The sequence below is a fragment of the Pantoea agglomerans genome, from assembly GCF_021397715.1.
Classification (GTDB): Bacteria; Pseudomonadota; Gammaproteobacteria; order Enterobacterales; family Enterobacteriaceae; genus Pantoea; species Pantoea astica.
In genome coordinates, this window is record NZ_CP090207.1 from 2443231 (window position 1) to 2460431 (window position 17201).

General features: G+C 56.1%; 18 protein-coding genes. 12 read left to right on the forward strand and 6 right to left on the reverse strand.

Going from position 1 to position 17201, the window contains the following annotated elements; genetic code table 11:
• Positions 1-3 precede the first annotated feature (3 nt).
• Positions 4-1932 (reverse strand): threonine--tRNA ligase, encoded by a 1929-nt coding sequence (thrS, locus tag LZU96_RS11655; protein WP_233984485.1) that lies wholly within the window; start codon positions 1930-1932, stop codon positions 4-6.
• A 247-nt stretch (positions 1933-2179) separates the two neighbouring features.
• Positions 2180-2941 (reverse strand): DUF481 domain-containing protein, encoded by a 762-nt coding sequence (locus tag LZU96_RS11660; RefSeq protein ID WP_233984486.1) that lies wholly within the window; start codon positions 2939-2941, stop codon positions 2180-2182.
• Between the two features lie 352 nt (positions 2942-3293).
• Between LZU96_RS11660 and ghoS the strand changes: the two genes are divergently transcribed.
• On the forward strand, positions 3294-3614 hold the full coding sequence (gene ghoS / locus LZU96_RS11665; protein ID WP_233988189.1) for a type V toxin-antitoxin system endoribonuclease antitoxin GhoS: 321 nt from the start codon (positions 3294-3296) through the stop codon (positions 3612-3614).
• A 78-nt stretch (positions 3615-3692) separates the two neighbouring features.
• Positions 3693-4586: a fructosamine kinase family protein gene (locus tag LZU96_RS11670; RefSeq protein ID WP_233984487.1), complete on the forward strand. Its 894-nt coding sequence runs from the start codon at positions 3693-3695 to the stop codon at positions 4584-4586.
• Between the two features lie 5 nt (positions 4587-4591).
• On the opposite strand, the gene LZU96_RS11675 is transcribed toward LZU96_RS11670, so the two are convergent.
• Positions 4592-5128, reverse strand: a complete 537-nt coding sequence (locus LZU96_RS11675) for a YniB family protein (protein WP_233984488.1) — start codon at positions 5126-5128, stop codon at positions 4592-4594.
• Positions 5129-5272: 144 nt separating this feature from the next.
• Between LZU96_RS11675 and hxpB the strand changes: the two genes are divergently transcribed.
• The 6 genes from hxpB to LZU96_RS11705 all read left to right on the forward strand — a co-directional run bounded on the left by hxpB (position 5273) and on the right by LZU96_RS11705 (position 10580).
• Complete coding sequence (gene hxpB / locus LZU96_RS11680) at positions 5273-5941, forward strand: hexitol phosphatase HxpB (RefSeq protein WP_233984489.1); 669 nt, start codon at positions 5273-5275, stop codon at positions 5939-5941.
• A gap of 173 nt (positions 5942-6114) precedes the next feature.
• Positions 6115-6951: a 5-dehydro-4-deoxy-D-glucuronate isomerase gene (gene kduI / locus LZU96_RS11685; protein ID WP_233984490.1), complete on the forward strand. Its 837-nt coding sequence runs from the start codon at positions 6115-6117 to the stop codon at positions 6949-6951.
• 16 nt (positions 6952-6967) lie between these two features.
• Positions 6968-7729, forward strand: coding sequence for a 2-dehydro-3-deoxy-D-gluconate 5-dehydrogenase KduD (gene kduD, locus LZU96_RS11690; protein WP_233984491.1), 762 nt, complete (start codon positions 6968-6970; stop codon positions 7727-7729).
• Between the two features lie 143 nt (positions 7730-7872).
• The gene (locus LZU96_RS11695) at positions 7873-8463 is read left to right on the forward strand and encodes a metal-dependent hydrolase (RefSeq protein ID WP_233984492.1); all 591 of its coding nucleotides are present in this window, start codon (positions 7873-7875) and stop codon (positions 8461-8463) included.
• Positions 8464-8615: 152 nt separating this feature from the next.
• Positions 8616-10007 carry an L-cystine transporter gene (locus LZU96_RS11700; RefSeq protein WP_233984493.1) on the forward strand — a complete coding sequence of 464 codons (1392 nt, stop codon included), beginning with the start codon at positions 8616-8618 and terminating at the stop codon, positions 10005-10007.
• 198 nt (positions 10008-10205) lie between these two features.
• On the forward strand, positions 10206-10580 hold the full coding sequence (locus LZU96_RS11705) for a DUF6515 family protein (RefSeq protein WP_233984494.1): 375 nt from the start codon (positions 10206-10208) through the stop codon (positions 10578-10580).
• A 75-nt stretch (positions 10581-10655) separates the two neighbouring features.
• Here the strand turns inward: LZU96_RS11705 and osmE are convergent, their stop codons facing one another.
• Positions 10656-10991: an osmotically-inducible lipoprotein OsmE gene (osmE, locus tag LZU96_RS11710; RefSeq protein WP_111139102.1), complete on the reverse strand. Its 336-nt coding sequence runs from the start codon at positions 10989-10991 to the stop codon at positions 10656-10658.
• A gap of 302 nt (positions 10992-11293) precedes the next feature.
• On the opposite strand from osmE, the gene LZU96_RS11715 reads away from it, so the two are divergent.
• The 4 genes from LZU96_RS11715 (at position 11294) to cho (ending at position 15320) form a co-directional block, all read left to right on the forward strand.
• A complete protein-coding gene (locus tag LZU96_RS11715) occupies positions 11294-12496 on the forward strand; it encodes a multidrug effflux MFS transporter (protein WP_233984495.1) in 1203 nt (400 codons plus the stop codon).
• A gap of 118 nt (positions 12497-12614) precedes the next feature.
• Positions 12615-13439, forward strand: coding sequence for an ammonia-dependent NAD(+) synthetase (gene nadE / locus LZU96_RS11720; protein WP_233984496.1), 825 nt, complete (start codon positions 12615-12617; stop codon positions 13437-13439).
• A gap of 62 nt (positions 13440-13501) precedes the next feature.
• Entirely contained in the window at positions 13502-14392 is an 891-nt protein-coding gene (yddG, locus tag LZU96_RS11725; RefSeq protein WP_233984497.1) for an aromatic amino acid DMT transporter YddG, read from the forward strand.
• 67 nt (positions 14393-14459) lie between these two features.
• Positions 14460-15320 carry an excinuclease Cho gene (cho, locus tag LZU96_RS11730; RefSeq protein ID WP_233984498.1) on the forward strand — a complete coding sequence of 287 codons (861 nt, stop codon included), beginning with the start codon at positions 14460-14462 and terminating at the stop codon, positions 15318-15320.
• Between the two features lie 78 nt (positions 15321-15398).
• Here the strand turns inward: cho and spy are convergent, their stop codons facing one another.
• Together spy and astE are read right to left on the reverse strand one after the other, a co-directional pair.
• Positions 15399-15896, reverse strand: coding sequence for an ATP-independent periplasmic protein-refolding chaperone Spy (gene spy, locus LZU96_RS11735; protein ID WP_233984499.1), 498 nt, complete (start codon positions 15894-15896; stop codon positions 15399-15401).
• Between the two features lie 297 nt (positions 15897-16193).
• Positions 16194-17189 carry a succinylglutamate desuccinylase gene (gene astE, locus LZU96_RS11740; RefSeq protein WP_233984500.1) on the reverse strand — a complete coding sequence of 332 codons (996 nt, stop codon included), beginning with the start codon at positions 17187-17189 and terminating at the stop codon, positions 16194-16196.
• Between the last annotated feature and the right edge of the window lie 12 nt (positions 17190-17201).

The window sequence follows — 17201 nt, forward strand, 5'->3', positions numbered from 1 at the left end:
ACTTTATTCCTCCAATTGGTGAAGATTTCGGCTGCGAATCTCTTGTTGAAGTTTTTCAACAAACACATCGACATCCAGCGACCCAAGGTCTTTACCACGGCGGGTGCGAACGGCAACTTTGCCAGATTCCACCTCTTTATCACCACAGACCAGCATATAAGGGACGCGACGTAATGTGTGCTCGCGGATTTTAAAGCCTATCTTCTCATTTCTCAAGTCTGCCTTCACACGAATGCCAGCATTCTGCAGCTTACGCGTCAAAGACTCAACATATTCTGCTTGTCCATCGGTAATATTCATTACCACGACTTGCAGCGGTGCCAGCCAGGTTGGGAAAAAACCGGCGAATTCTTCGGTAAGAATACCGATGAAACGCTCCATTGACCCCAGAATCGCACGGTGAATCATCACTGGCGTCTGACGATCGTTGTTTTCACCCACGTAGGTTGCCTCAAGGCGTTTTGGCAGGGAAAAGTCTAGCTGAACGGTTCCGCACTGCCAGGCGCGATCAAGACAATCGTACAATGTGAACTCAATTTTAGGACCGTAGAACGCACCTTCGCCTGGCTGGAACTCAAACTCAATATTGTTTTCGTTCAGCGCGGCCGCCAGATCTTCCTCGGCACGATCCCACATCTCATCCGTGCCGATACGCTTCTCAGGACGGGTAGATAACTTCACCACAATCTTTTCAAAGCCGAAGGTGCTGTACATGTCATAGACCATGCGGATACAGCTGTTCACTTCGTCACGTACCTGCTCTTCAGTACAGAAGACGTGTGCGTCATCCTGGGTAAAGCCACGAACGCGCATCAGACCGTGCAAGGCACCTGATGGCTCGTTACGGTGACAGCTACCAAACTCGGCCATACGCAGCGGCAGGTCACGGTATGATTTCAGACCCTGATTAAAGATCTGTACATGGCCTGGGCAGTTCATCGGCTTGATGCAATATTCACGGTTCTCTGAAGAGGTAGTGAACATCGCTTCTTTGTAGTTTTCCCAGTGTCCGGTTTTTTCCCACAACACGCGATCCATCATAAATGGACCTTTGACTTCCTGGTACTGATACTCTTTCAGCTTGCTGCGGACGAACACTTCCAGCTCGCGGAAAATGGTCCAGCCGTCATTATGCCAGAAGACCATGCCTGGCGCTTCTTCCTGCATGTGGTAGAGGTCAAGCTGCTTACCAATCTTACGATGGTCGCGCTTCGCCGCCTCTTCCAGGCGCTGCAGATAGGCTGCCAGTTGTTTCTTGTCTGCCCATGCGGTGCCATAAATACGCTGCAGCATTTTATTGTTGCTGTCGCCACGCCAGTAGGCGCCGGAGATTTTCTGCAGCTTAAAATGATGACAGAAACGCATGTTCGGCACGTGCGGACCGCGGCACATGTCGACATATTCTTCGTGATGATACAAGCCAGGCTGATCATCATGACTGATATTTTCATCCAGGATGGTGGTCTTGTAGACTTCACCACGCGCGGCGAAGACATCGCGCGCTTCCTGCCAGCTGACTTTTTTCTTAACGACGTCATAGTTGGTTTCAGCCAACTGATGCATGCGTTTTTCCAGCAGGTCGATATCTTCCTGGGTCAGGGTGCGATCGATATCAACATCATAATAGAAGCCGTTATCAATCACCGGGCCGATCGCCATTTTAGTGTCCGGCCACAGCTGCTTAATCGCATGCCCTAACAGGTGCGCGCAGGAGTGACGAATAATCTCCAGGCCCGCTTCATCTTTGGCCGTGATGATCGCAACGGCAGCATCTTCAGTGATGGGATCGACAGCATCAACCAGTTCACCATTGACGCGACCTGCGATGCAGGCTTTTGCTAATCCCGGGCCGATGTCCAGCGCGATATCCATAACGCTGACAGGGCGATCAAAAACTCGCTGGCTGCCATCAGGAAGCGTAATTACAGGCATTTCATATCCTTAATTGCAGTGGTAAGCCACACGAAAGCCTACATGCAACGTCGTGTAAATTTAGTGACCTGGCGTAATGTCTGACCCACAGTGTCGGAATGTCGCCAGGATTGCAGTGCGGAACAGATGATAGCAGTTTTCCCCGGCGAGAAAAACCCATGCCGTTTTCGCTAAGCCTCGGAGAGATCAAAAAAAAGCGGCCTGACACGTTGTCAGGCCGCCGCAGCTGCTGCGATGGAAAAGCCGCTTACATCGCGTATGAGAGCATGATAGAGGTTTTGGTATCGGTACGATCCGGCGCAGATTCTGGCGGATTGTTGTTCCAGGTGACGTTGTAAGCCAGCTTCAGCGCGAAGTGGCTGTTGATTGCCACCTGCAGGCCGGTTTCTGAGTTGACGGTGGTGTCTTCGCCAAAGCTGCTCAGCACGGAAACGCCCTGCACGAATTTGGTGGTATCGGTCAGCTGCCACTGGTAGCTGATAGCACCGTAGCCCAGCGCTTTCGTTTCGTGGCCGCCATCATGGAAGTCATCGTAGCGTACGCCCGGACCAAATTCCGCGCGCAGTGAATGCACCGGACCGTTCAGGATCTGACGACCATAACCGGCGGTCAGCACGTCGCGGGAATCGTAGCCGTTGAAGCGATCGCTTAACCAGCTAGCCTGACCGAACAGGTAGTCATAGGCGTTGAGGTTATAACGTGAACGGCCGCCGATATTGTAGGTCTCGGACGAGCGCTCATCATTTGAAGAGGTGTTGGCGGCGTTGCCCCACAAACTGTATGCCATCGATGACTGATACCAGGTCATGTTGGTCTGAGCAGTCATGGATGAACTGGTGGTGTTACCGGTTTGCGCCAGGTAACCCGCAGCAGCAGAACCTTCAAACGGTTTTTTCGCCGTGGAAGGGTCATCCATGGAAGTGAATACGGCATTATCGGCCAGTGCCTGGTGGCAAAACGCTCCGGCGGAGAGCAAAAGTACAGCAGACAGCTTGTTAAAGGCTTTCATTAAATGTGATCCGTGCGACAGTTTAAAAAACGGAGAGTCTGAAGCGTTTTGCCCGGCAATCAACGCAATTTACGGTAAGTTTTGTAAAATATTATTAACTCGCTCGAAATGCGTGGCATTGCTCTGAAACCGCATGTTAATTGGGACTCATCTGATTAACGCGGCGCATTATAGTGGTGCGCAATCGAAAATACAGCCGCTGCGCGACAAGATTTTTCAGATCGTTACCGGCTGCGGTTGACAGAATTTTACTTTTCGACCCGTGGTTGAGCTTTCATTATCCCCTTCATAATTCGCTCATTTTTTCAGCATGGTCTACGCTCAGTTCAGTTTCTCTACCCTGAGGTGAATGATGAGCAACCATTCTTTAAGCCGTTATATTGTGACGTTGCGCTATCAGGAGTCTGGCTTGAGTGACATTCTTGAGCTGACCGGCGCCATGACCGCCGCCGGATTTACCACCACCCTGACAGATGACGATGGACACCCGCATGAGCTGGGAACCAACAGTTTTGGCATTGTCACTACGCTGGATGAGGAGGATCTCAGAGAGCAGGTGACGTCAGCGGGTGAAAGCGCGCTGGGACAAAAGCCAGAGGTGACCGTGACTCCCTTTGAGCAGTACCTGCGCGACGCAGCCGATCATCGCCCTGCCGCTTCACCTGCAGAATAAAGGGTGCGTCAGCGCTGGTTTTGGTGAAGATTTACGCGCTACAATCGAACTTACGCAGCGAATAACGAGGATAGCCCGATGTGGTCAGCCATTAGTCGTCTGTTAAGCGAGCAGTTAGGCAACGCCGAAATCACTCAACGCCACGCCCTGCCCGGTGGCGATGTCCATCCCGCCTGGCGTATCCGCTACGGTGATCATGACGTCTTTGTGAAATGCAACAGTCGCGAGATGCTGTCGCTATTTACCTGGGAAGCCGATCAGCTCGCCCTGCTGGCGCGCACCCAGACCGTCACCGTGCCGAAAGTGTACGGTGTCGGGCATCATCGCGAAGAGAGCTTTTTGCTACTGGAATATATCGAGCCGCAGCCGCTTGATCAGCAGAGTGCCTTTCAGCTGGGACAGCAGCTGGCGCATCTGCATCAGTGGAGTGAGCAAACCCAGTTCGGGCTCGACTTCGACAACAACATCACCACCACCCCGCAACCCAATAGCTGGCTACGACGCTGGTCGGTTTTCTTTGCGGAACAACGCATCGGCTGGCAACTGCAGCTGGCGGCGGAAAAAGGCATTCAGTATGGCGACACCGAACTGATTATTGCCTGTGTGCAGCGGGTGCTGGCATCACATCATCCCCAGCCTTCCCTGTTGCATGGCGATCTCTGGCCCGCTAACTGCGCAGGCAGCGCAGCGGGACCGTGGATTTTCGATCCCGCCTGTTACTGGGGCGACCGGGAATGCGATTTAGCGATGCTAAACTGGTTCCCGGATCTGCCACGCCAGATCTTCGAGGGGTATCACACCGTCTGGCCGCTGCCGGATGGCTTTTCGCAGCGGCAGCCGGTATACCAGCTTTATTATCTGCTAAACCGGGCCAACGTGTTTGGCGGCCACTGGCTGGGCGACGCCCAGTTCGCCATTGGTCAGCTGCTGGATGAAGATGCGCTGGCGGCTCGTCAGGCCAGACCGGCCTGACCGGCTCAGATAAAGCCGAGCAGCGACAGCACGAAGTAGCCAGCGACGGCAATCACTATCGGCAGCACGTAAAGCGGGAAAATTTGCAGGAAAATGGTGTGGCGCGGCACCCGCACCTTCTCTTCCAGCTGCTGACGCGTGCGCCCTTCACTGCCCTTAACCTGCTCCAGAATCATCTGATCCTCAATGCCTTCTTTGACGTGACGCGCCTGACGGCCCATCCGCGCCCCTGACGACTCCAGCGCCAGCCCGACAAAAATCAGAATGTAGATCAGCCAGAAGCCTGGGTTCATCTGGCCGTTAAACTCCGGCACCGGCGAATTATGCCAAAAGAAGTTAAGGAACGGGGTGTTAAACCGGATCATATCGATCATCACATGAACAAAATCGAGCATTACGGCATCAATGCCAGGCTGCTTCTCACTGTGCTTAAACATAAAGCTCAGCACAGAAATAATGGTTGAGAGTAGCGCCAGTAAAAAAATCACCCAGCCAGCCACACGCTTGAGGATGGCGATGCGGCCAGCCTGTTGATAGGTCATGATATCTCCTGAACCCGGAATCCAATTTGCTGTAAGTCTACCTGCCAATGGCGAAATTTCCCAAATAAAGCGTGACGCGCTGCCCGTCGACCCGGGACCGGCTGAACATGCTAAGGTAGACCAAACTGTATAAGGAGACCTCAGATGCCCTATCACCGCCCCGTTCTCGCCGCGCTGTTTGACATGGATGGATTACTGATTGATTCAGAGCCGCTGTGGGACCAGGCTGAAATGGATATTTTTTCCACGCTGGATGTCGACCTCTCTCGTCGCAGCGAAATGCCTGACACTCTGGGCTTACGCATCGATCAGACGGTGCGCATGTGGTACGAAACCCTGCCGTGGCACGGGCCCAGCCAGCAGGAGGTGACGCAACGGATCATTGCCCGGGCGATGGCGCTGGTCGAAGAGACGCGTCCGTTGCTGCCCGGCGTTGAACGCGCGCTGCAACTCTGCCGGGAGCACAACCTGAAAATCGGTCTCGCCTCTGCCTCACCGCTGGCGATGCTGGAACGGGTACTGGAGATATTTAATTTGCGCCACTATTTCGACGTGCTCTCCTCGGCGGAAGCGCTGCCCTACAGCAAACCGCATCCTCAGGTCTATCTCAACGCGGCCAGCAGTCTGGCGATCGATCCGCTGAACTGCGTCACGCTGGAGGACTCCTTCAACGGCATGATTGCCACCAAGGCAGCACGGATGCGTTCAATTGCGGTGCCTGCCGCGGAGCATCGTAACGATCCGCGCTGGTCGCTGGCCGATGTCAGACTGGACGATCTGACCCGTCTCACGCTGGCTGATTTACAAGGCTAATCACTGCCCGCCATCAGGCGGGCAGTTTCAACGCCATCACCGGCTATTGATCTACTCCGCAAATAAATAAAACAACGTTTCATTTTTATTGAATTCATATCCCACTCTGCCTAAGATGCCCGAACAGTCCCTGTTCCGGGGCATGCTTAACCTGATCTGCAGAGAGGCCTGAGATGGACGTTCGTCAAAGCATTCACAGTGATCACGCCAGACAGCTGGACACTGACGCGCTGCGTCGCCAGTTTCTGATTGAGAAGATTTTTACTGCCGATAACTACACCCTGACCTACAGCCATATCGATCGCATCATTATCGGTGGCGTGATGCCGGTGAATAACCCGGTCACCATTGGCGATGAGATGGGCAAACAGCTGGGGGTCAGCTATTTCCTTGAGCGCCGCGAACTGGGCATGATCAACATTGGCGGGCCAGGCCTGGTGGAAGTGGATGGCAAGCGCTGGGAAATCGGCCATGAAGAGGCGCTCTATGTCGGCAAAGGCGCGCGTAATTTAGTATTCAGCAGCCTGAACCCGGCGCAGCCAGCGAAGTTCTACTACAACAGCGCCCCGGCACACGCGACCTTCCCGGATAAAAAAATCACCTTACAGGAAGCGGCTACCGCCACGCTCGGCGATCCCGCCACCTCTAACCGCCGCACCATCAATAAATTTATCGTGCCGGACGTCCTTCCCACCTGTCAGCTCACTATGGGCTTAACCAAACTGGAGGAAGGCAGCCTGTGGAACACCATGCCGTGTCACACCCATGAACGCCGCATGGAGGTCTATTTCTATTTCGACATGAGCGAGGAGAGCGCGGTATTCCACATGATGGGCGAGCCGCAGCAAACCCGTCATCTGCTGGTGCATAACGAGCAGGCGGTGATCTCGCCCAGCTGGTCAATCCATGCGGGTGTTGGTACGCAGCGCTACACCTTTATCTGGGGCATGGTGGGCGAAAATCAGGTCTTTGATGACATGGACCACGTCAAAATCAGCGAACTGCGCTGAGCAGAGGAGAAATATCATGGTACTGAATGCGTTTAGCCTGGAAGGTAAAGTGGCGCTGGTGACCGGCTGTAACACCGGTTTAGGACAAGGTATGGCGCTGGGCCTGGCGCAGGCGGGATGCGACATTGTCGGCGTTAACCGCGACGGTCCGGACGAGACCCAAAGCAAAGTAGAAGCGCTGGGCCGCCGTTTCTGGCCGATACAGGCGGACCTGATGAAAACGGAGGTGGTCGGCTCAGTGGTGGAGCAGGCGCTGGCCGCAGCCGGTAAAATCGACATTCTGGTGAATAACGCCGGGATTATCCGACGCGAGGATGCACTCAATTTCAGCGAACAGGACTGGGATGATGTGATGAATCTCAACAGCAAAAGTCTGTTCTTTCTGTCACAGCAGGTTGCCCGGCAGTTTATTGCCCAGGGTAACGGCGGCAAGATCATTAACATCGCGTCGATGCTCTCCTTCCAGGGCGGGATTCGCGTTCCGTCTTACACCGCGTCAAAAAGTGCCGTGATGGGGCTGACCCGTCTGATGGCCAACGAGTGGGCGAAGCATGGCATTAACGTTAACGCCATTGCGCCCGGCTACATGGCGACCAATAACACCGAACAGTTACGCAGCGACGAGGCACGCAGCGAAGAGATACTTGGCCGTATTCCGGCAGGTCGCTGGGGCGTGCCGGATGACATGATGGGGCCGGTGGTGTTCCTCGCGTCCGCCGCGTCTGACTATGTTAATGGCTATACGCTGGCGGTAGATGGCGGCTGGCTGGCACGCTGATCAATCTGGCGGGCAATGCGCGATGCTTGTCCGCCTTTAATGCGTAATTATTAACGCTTCGTTACAGCGTCACATGTTCTCATTCACTGGATAAATCCCTATACTGGATGCATCGACAGTTTTCTTTGCAGCCAGGTTCCATCATGACGGCCGAGGGCCATATCATTTTCGCCATTGCGAGCGCCATATTTGCCAAACGTGCTGAACTTACGCCAGTGCTGGCGCAGGCAGACTGGTGGCATCTCGTTCCATCAGCCTTGCTGACCTGCCTGTTGCCCGACATCGATCACCCGAAGTCGGTGCTGGGACAGCGGCTGCGCTGGCTCTCTCATCCGATTGCGCGCGCCTTTGGTCATCGCGGCTTTACCCACAGTTTGCTGGCGGTCGCCGCCGGGCTGTGGCTGTTCCAGATCAATCTGCCCAAAGAATCCCCGATTCCGGCCGATGTGTTACAGGGGCTGACGCTGGGTTATCTCAGTCATATTGTCGCCGATATGCTGACGCCGGCGGGCGTCCCATTATTATGGCCCTGCCGCTGGCGCTTCCGTCTCCCTATTCTGAAAAGTCAGAAAGGTAACCAGCTTGAGCGAGCGCTATGCCTCGGACTGGTCGGCTATGCGCTGTGGTTCCCGGTGGGCATGCCTTCGTTTGGTGCAAACGGCTGGCCGGCTCAGCTGTTCGATACCCTGCAAAACGGTGTTGGCCGGCTCATTTCCAGCCAGACTGCGCATTAAACCAACAAATTCAGGCAATAAGTTATAAAGCATTCCATTTGGATATAAGGTCTGCACCCTCTCCTGCTGCTAACATTCCCGCAGTCTTAATTCGTGATTAACATTATGCGGTTTTCCCGACGCGGAAAGCCGCATTACTCTGGAGTTTCAGTATGGACCTTCCCTTAACGCTTAACCTCGTCGCCTTTGTGGTGCTGCTGGTGTTGCTCTCGCGCTTTAGCCGCAACAACTGGAGCCTGTCAAAGAAAGTGCTGACCGGTCTGGTGATCGGCGTGCTGTTTGGCCTGGTGCTGCAGCTGATTTACGGTGAAAACAGCGCGGTGGTTAAAACCTCCATCAGCTGGTTTAACATCGTCGGTAATGGCTATGTTCAGCTGCTGCAGATGGTGGTGATGCCGCTGGTGTTTGTTTCAATTCTGAGTGCGGTTGCCCGGCTGCATAACGCCTCCTCGCTGGGTAAAATCAGCGTACTGACCATCGGCGTGCTGCTGTTTACCACCGCTATCTCCGCGCTGGTCGGCGTATTTGTCACCGGCCTGTTTGGTCTGAGCGCTGAAGGTCTGGTGCAGGGCGTGCAGGAAACGGCGCGTCTGAGCGCCATTCAGAGCAACTACGTCGGTAAGGTCGCTGACCTGAGCGTGCCGCAGCTAGTGCTCTCCTTTATTCCGAAAAATCCGTTTGCCGATCTCACCGGCGCTAACCCGACGTCGATCATCAGCGTCGTCATCTTCGCGGCCTTCCTCGGTGTGGCCGCGCTGCAACTGCTGAAAGATGATGAAGTCAAAGGTCAGCGTGTGCTGGTCGCGATCGACACGCTGCAGTCGTGGGTGATGAAGCTGGTTCGTTTAGTGATGAAGCTGACCCCCTACGGCGTGCTGGCCCTGATGACCAAAGTGGTGGCCGGTTCGAATCTGCAGGACATCATCAAACTGGGAAGCTTCGTGGTTGCCTCTTATCTTGGCCTGGCGATTATGTTTGGCGTCCACGCGCTGCTGCTGTCGGTGAACGGCATTAACCCGATGCGTTTCTTCCGCAAAGTGTGGCCGGTGATTACCTTCGCCTTTACCAGCCGCTCCAGCGCCGCCAGCATTCCGCTGAGCGTCGAGACGCAGACCCGTCGCCTTGGCGTACCGGAGTCGATTGCCAGCTTCTCGGCCTCTTTCGGTGCCACGATTGGTCAGAACGGCTGTGCCGGACTCTATCCGACCATGCTGGCGGTGATGGTTGCGCCAACCGTCGGCATCAATCCGTTTGACCCGCTGTGGATCGCCACGCTGGTCGGGATTGTAACGCTGAGCTCTGCCGGCGTGGCCGGTGTCGGTGGCGGTGCTACGTTTGCCGCGCTGATTGTGCTGCCCGCGATGGGCCTGCCAGTGACGCTGGTCGCACTGCTGATCTCCATCGAACCGCTGATCGATATGGGCCGTACCGCGCTGAACGTCAATGGCTCGATGACGGCAGGTTCCCTGACCAGCCGCTGGTTAGGTCTGACCGATAAGCGCGTGCTGGAAAGCGATGAACACGCCGAACTGGCACATCGTTAATCCTGGTTAAACCTGGCGCGCCTGCGCCAGGTTCTCTTCTCCTCTCCCGCCTTCCTCTCTCCATAATTTCCCCGCTTGATGGCGACGTCGTTAAGAAAGCGTTAAGCGTGGTAAACAGGCGAAAATTCGCCGCTTTAGCGCTTGTCTTTAGCCGGTAAAAAGCCAATTCTGCGTGGAGTCTTATGAGGAGAATGCCCGATGAAAAAAGTTATCGCCTCACTGCTGGCGTTAACCCTGTTAACCCCGGCTATCGCTTTTGCCCATCCTGGCGGATGGGGCCCACACGGCGGTCCTGGTCCTCACTGGGGCGGCCCCGGTCCGGTGCGCTTCCTGCCTGAAGTCGCCACGGCAGTACTGATTGGCGGCCTGACTTACTACCTGCTTAACGGTAATTACTATCAGCGCCACGGCGAGGAGTATGTGGTGGTGGAGCCACCTGAAGAGCGCCGCGTCAGCGACGATATGCGGGTACTGGACTTCAACGGTAAACGCTTCTATGTCCAGCAGGGACACTACTATCAGCGCCAGATCGATGGCGACTACGTCGAGGTTCCGCGCCCGGCAGGGTTATAAGCCGCACCACAACGAAAAACGGCCCGTCATCTGACGGGCCGCTTATTATTCAATTGGGGCTTTACAGCGTATAACTTACTGCTGAGCCTGCGGATCGGTATCGTATTCCGCACAGCTCTGGAAGCCGTAGTTCATTACGCGACCGGTATCGTTATAGCTCACGAAGTAGGTCTGTGCTTTGCCATCACGCTGGCCCAGAACGTAGGTCTGGCAGGTGCCGCGCGCGTGAACCATGGTGATCTCGGTTGACGGTGCGCCAGCGATCTGACGAACCTGGTCACGGGTCATCCCTTTTTTAACATCCTTCACCACCGGCTTGGTGACGTAGCTTTCAGCGCGGTCGTAAGTCGTACAACCAGACAGTGCAGCCAGCGTCAGCGCCGCAGCGATACATCCCATCACTTTATTCATCTTGTTGTTCCTCATTTATTGTCCATGTGCAGACAAGCCTGGAACATAAATTCAGGTTTATCAAGTTTATGGCGAACTTTTAATGCACTGACAACCGTCAGGATTTCGTAAAGAAGGCTGTTTTGCTGTCAACGGGCACGTATAATCAGCGCCAAAAAAACGGCGCCTCTCGCGGCAACAACCCATCTGCCGAGTGCAGTTTGCCATCACCGGCAGTGCCAGGACCGGCTCCGGCATCCGTGACCGCCTGTGAAGGCGTTGTCTGCCTGCTGTTCACCCATCGCTTCAGATACTGAGAATAAATGACACCTGTACATTCCAACCGGCTGGTTTATGCCATTACGCTGGGCCTGCTGGCCGCACTCGGCCCGCTGTGTATCGATCTCTACCTGCCCGCGCTGCCCCAGCTGGCGCGTGACCTGCAAACCGAAACCGCCACGGCACAGCTTAGCCTGACCGCCGGATTACTCGGCCTGGGTGCCGGTCAGCTGGTGTTTGGTCCGATGAGCGACAAATTTGGGCGTCTGCGGCCGCTGGCGCTGTCACTGGTGCTGTTGTTTATCGCCTCGATCGGCTGTGCGCTGGCGCAGGATATTCATCAGCTACTGCTGGCCCGTCTGTTTGAAGGCTTAGCCGGCGCGGGCGGTGCAGTGTTATCACGCGCCATCGCTCGTGATATGTACAGCGGTCACGAACTGACCCGCTTCTTTGCGCTGCTGATGCTGGTCAATGGCCTGGCCCCGATCGCCGCACCGGTACTTGGCGGCGTGCTGATGACGGTGCTTAACTGGCGCGGCATTTTTGTGGTGCTCGGCTGCATTGCCCTGCTGCTGATTTTGCTGGCGCGCTGGAAACTGCATGAAACCCTGCCCGATGCGCGACGCAGTAAAGGTTCCATTTTCTCCGCCTACGCAGCGCTGGGACAGGTGGTGACTCATCGTCCTTTCATGGGCTTCTGTCTGACGCAGGGCTTTATGATGTCCGGGATGTTTGCCTATATCGGCGCATCACCGTTTGTGCTGCAGCAAATCTACGGACTCTCGCCGCAGGCGTTTAGCTTCTGCTTTGCCGCCAACGGTGTCGGGCTGGTGATCGCCTCGCAGACCAGTGCCCGTCTCTGCCCGCTGTGGGGAGAATATCGGGTGCTGAAAGGTGGACTGACGCTGGCCTTTGTTGCCTCCAGCCTGCTGCTGCTGGCCGCGCTAACGCAGGCGCCGTTACCGCTGCTGCTGGTGGCGCTGTTCTTTACCATTGCCAGTAATGGGGTGATCGCGACGACGGCCTCCTCACTGGCGATGCAGAGCCAGGGCCATCGCGCCGGTAGCGCCTCGGCAGTGATTGGCGTCACCATGTTCACCCTGGGCGCTATCACCGTGCCGATTACCGGCATTGGCGGCACCTCGGTGCTGAGCATGACCGCTACCATTTTTGGCTGCTTTATGCTGGCGATCCTGATGTTCATTGTGCTGGCCAAAAAACCGCAGCCGCAGGTGAAAACTGTCTGATTTCGCAACGGTTAACTGAAATCGACTGCCGCTTTGGCTTGTTGTTTTCGCTGAGGCACGTTAGCTTTAATAAAACGTTCGCATCGAGCCGACGGGCCACTGACCTGAGGAGAAGTTCATGTCACTGCAGCAGGAAATCATTGAAGCACTGGGCGTTAAGCCTACTATCGACGCCGATCACGAAGTGCGCGTTAGCGTCGATTTTCTTAAAGCCTATCTGAAGCGGCACAGCGCCATTAAGACGCTGGTGCTGGGGATCAGCGGCGGTCAGGACTCGACCCTCGCAGGCAAGCTGGCGCAGATGGCGATCGGCGAACTGCGCGAAGAGAGCGGCGATAATGACTACACGTTTATCGCGGTGCGCCTGCCCTACGGCGTGCAGGCCGATGAGCAGGATTGCCAGGACGCGCTGGCATTTATCCAGCCCGATCGCTCGCTGGTGGTCAACATTAAAGAATCGGTGCTGGCCAGTGAGCGGGCGCTGCAGGCGGCCGGCATTACACTGTCTGACTTCGTGCGCGGCAATGAAAAAGCGCGTGAGCGTATGAAAGCCCAGTACAGCATCGCCGGTATGACCAAAGGCGTGGTGGTGGGTACCGACCATGCGGCTGAAGCGGTCACCGGATTCTTCACCAAATATGGTGATGGCGGTACCGACATTAATCCGCTGTTCCGTCTTAACAAACGCCAGGGCAAGCAACTGCTGAAGCAACTCGGCTGCCCGGAACATCTCTACCTGAAGAAACCCACAGCTGACCTGGAAGACGATCGTCCCGGCCTGCAGGATGAAGTGGCGCTGGGCGTAACCTACGAGATGATTGATGACTATCTGGAAGGCAAAACCATCGACCCGGATAACGCGAAAATCATTGAAGGCTGGTATCAGAAAACTGAGCACAAACGTCGCCCACCGATTACCGTATTCGACGACTTCTGGAAGTAAACCCGTCCCTCCCTTGCTGCGGCAAGGGAGGCTTTCTCCTGCCTCATCCCGTTGATAGCAACATGCCTGCTACTGTGACACGCGCCACCCTGATCGGTCTGATCGCCATTCTGCTCTGGAGCACCACGGTTGGCCTGCTGCGCAGCGTCAGTGAAGCCTTTGGCGCGACCGGCGGTGCGGCCCTGATCTATACCACCACCGCCCTGCTGCTCTGCATTACTCGCGGTTTGCCCAGACCCGGCGCGATGCCCGCCGCGTACTTAGCCATCGGCGGTGCGCTGTTTGTCGGCTATGAAATCTGTCTGGCGCTGGCGATTGGGCTGGCCAGCGATCGCAGCCAGTCGCTGGAGCTGGGCATGATCAACTATCTCTGGCCCTGCCTGACGGTGGTGCTGGCGATCCCGTTTAACCAGCAGCGCTTTCGCCTGTGGCTGTGGCCGGGACTGGCGCTTTCTCTGCTGGGCATCGTCTGGGTGATGAAGGCCAACGGCGGCGGCTCGCCCGCTCTGATGTGGCAGAACCTGTTGCGTAACCCAACGGCTTACACGCTGGCGTTTATCGCTGCCATAACCTGGGCGCTCTACAACAATATCACCCGTCGCTATGCCCGCGGCGCGAATGGTGTCACGCTATTTTTTATCCTCACCGCGCTGGCGCTGTGGGTCAAAACCTTGCTGAGTGCACCAGCGGTACCGATGCAATTCGCACTGATGCCGCTGCTGGAAGTGTTCTTTGTCGGGGCGTCGACCGCTATCGCCTACTCCGCCTGGAATCACGGTATTCAGCACGGCAATCTGACACTGCTGGCCACCGCCTCCTACTTCACACCGGTTTTTTCCGCCCTGCTGGCCTCACTGTGGCTGGGCCTGACACCGCCGCTGGCCTTCTGGCAAGGTGTGGCGATGATCACGCTCGGTTCGCTGATCTGCTGGCTGGCGACGCGGCGTCTTTGATCGGCTGGCTGGCGATCATTTCACCTGCCTGTTATGCTGTATGGACAACCAGTAAATGGAGTCCATCTTGGTCAGACGTGCTGCAACGCACCGCCTCGAGTTCGACGCGGCTGCAATTTATCAATATCCCGAACACCTGCGTGAGTGGCTGGAAGGCCTGCCCAATCAGCCCGGCGTCTATACCTTTCACGGCGAAAGTGATTCGCTGCCGCTCTACATTGGCAAAAGCGTTAACCTGCGCTCGCGGGTGATGTCGCATTTCCGCACCCCGGACGAGGCGAAAATGCTGCGCCAGTCGCGGCGCGTCAGCTGGATCCCAACCGCGGGCGATCTCGGCGCGCTGCTGCTGGAAGCGCAGATGATTAAAACGCAGCAGCCGCTGTTTAATAAGCGCCTGCGTAAAAACCGCCAGCTCTGCTCGTTGCAGATTACCGACGGTAAACCGCAGGTGGTTTACGCCAAAGATCTCGACTTCAGCCAGTCGCCCAATTTGTTTGGCCTCTATCGTAGCCGCTTTGCTGCGATAGAGCGGCTGAAGCAGCTGGCCGATGAGTATCAGCTCTGTCACGGTTTGCTCGGGCTGGAAGCGCTCAGTGCTCAGCGCGGCTGTTTCCGTTCCGCGCTGCGCCGCTGTGCCGGTGCCTGCTGCGGCAAAGAGCCGGTCAGCGATCATCAGGATCGGTTGCTGGAAGCGCTGGAAAATGTACGGGTCTTTTGCTGGCCGTGGCAGGGCGCGGTCGGGCTGGTCGAGGAAGGCAAACAGATGACTCAAATCCACGTCATCGATCACTGGTTTTACCTTGGCTCGGTCAGCAATATCGAGGAAGCGAAAACGTTGCAGCGTCCCAAAGGGGGGTTCGATCACGACGGTTACAAGATCCTCTGCCGACCGATTCTGTCGGGCGATTATCCTATCCTGCCGCTGTAAATAAAAAAAACCGCCGACGCTGTCCACTTACTGTCAGTGGACAAGGCTGGCGGTCTCAGACCGTTCGCTTAACGAAAATTATTCAGCGGGTGCGGCTGGCGGTGCCATTTTGTCATCGTGCGGACGTTTCTCAGTCAGACGCTTTTCAAAATTGGCGTTGTACTGCTTCTTCTGCTCTGGCGTCAGCACGTTATAGAGTTTGTTCTGGGTTTCCAGCATTTTCAGCGCATGATCTTTCGCATTGGCGGTCATTTTTTCCGCCTGCGCTTCAGCTTTGCTCTGATCGAAGCTGTCCGCGGCAACAATGCTGTGCATCGCACGGCGCTCTTCCAGCGACGGACGTTTCATCTCTTTGCGGCTCTCTTTCATGATGTCACGTATCTGGGTTTTCTGTGCGTCGGTCAGGTTCAGACCTTTAAACATCATCTCCATGCCGCCGTGACGCATTGGCGGTTTATGCATCGCTTTTTCACTGCCGGCTGGCGGTGGCGTCAGGTTATCAGCGGCGGCGTGAACGGCGCTGGCCGCGCCAAATGCCAGTGAAGAAGCCAGTAACAGGGAAGTCAGTTTGCGCATAATAGTGTCCTTATTATTGATTCGGGATTATGACGACAGCACTCTGTCGCGTCTTCGGAAACAAGCATACGATGCTGAACGTCAACTACTCAGAGGCTGAGTAAAGCCGTGAAAGCATAAAAGACAAAAATCCGGCAATCATGAAGAGAATGCGAAGAAAGGCGTGAGGAATTGCAAAACTTTATGAATTTAAAGCGAATCTGGCAGAAATCATGGAGAGGTGTGCGGGGAGTGTAAGGGTAATGGCAGGAAAGCGGAAGTAAAACTCCCGCCTGTTTTCGCTGAATTTGCCCGACGTCAGATCGGCAGCGCCTGAGTCTGCTCGCCCTCTTCAATCAGCATCAATCCGGCGCGCAGGCCGGCAGCGACATTGGGGTTGGGAAACAGAACATACTCGCGCGCCTGCTGGACGTAATAGCGGGTCTCCCCATCCTCCGCCAGCAGCGCGCCCTGCGGAAAGGCGGTGAAGTTGAGCGTTTCCGGTGACATGTGGAGCTGGAAATGTTCACTCAGCCGGGTAATCTGCTGCGCCACCCGATAGTGACGTGGTGTGGAGGTCGCCGGTGGCAGCGCATCGCCGTATAGCAGGGCCGCCAGCGCCTGCTGCGTCGCGCTGAACTGCGTGAGATCGTTCGCGCCAAACGGCAGCGCTTTGCCCAGCTCCAGCGTACAGCTGGCCGCCCCGAAGTGCTCGCAGCTGAAATGGGTAAAGGTACCGCCCGGCGAACGGTGGAATACCAGCGCCTCGAGACCGGCCGCCGCCAGCCATTTGAGAAACTCAGGCGGCCACGGACGCTCATTGTGCGGCATCACGCCGAAGCGTGGATGATAAGAACCGCGAATCGCGGTGTGCATATCAAGGTGCCAGCGTGTCTCATCGCATTCGCCGACCTGCCAGAAGGTCTCCAGTGTCTGCTCCAGACGCAGCACGCGACGGGCTTCGTCACCGTCATCAATCTGCTGCCAGCGTCCGCCAAACAGCCGGTTAATATCATAGCGAACGTAGCGTTTGCCGCTGCGTAGCGCCGAGGGATTGCCGAGGATCACCAGCATCCGCTGCTGCAGCGGCTTCTCGCCCCGCAACAGCGGATTAATCACCTGATTGAGAATTTCGACCGGCGCGGTTTCGTTACCGTGAATACCGGCTGACAATACCAGCGCCTGCTTAACCGGCACCGTCGGTTCCATTAACAGAATGCCGTGATACAACCACTGCCAGCGAAGATGCGCCGTTTCACCACTACGCTTACGCGGCGCCTCGCCGGACAGCGTTTGCTGTAAAAAGTCCTGCATCGTTCCTCCTTT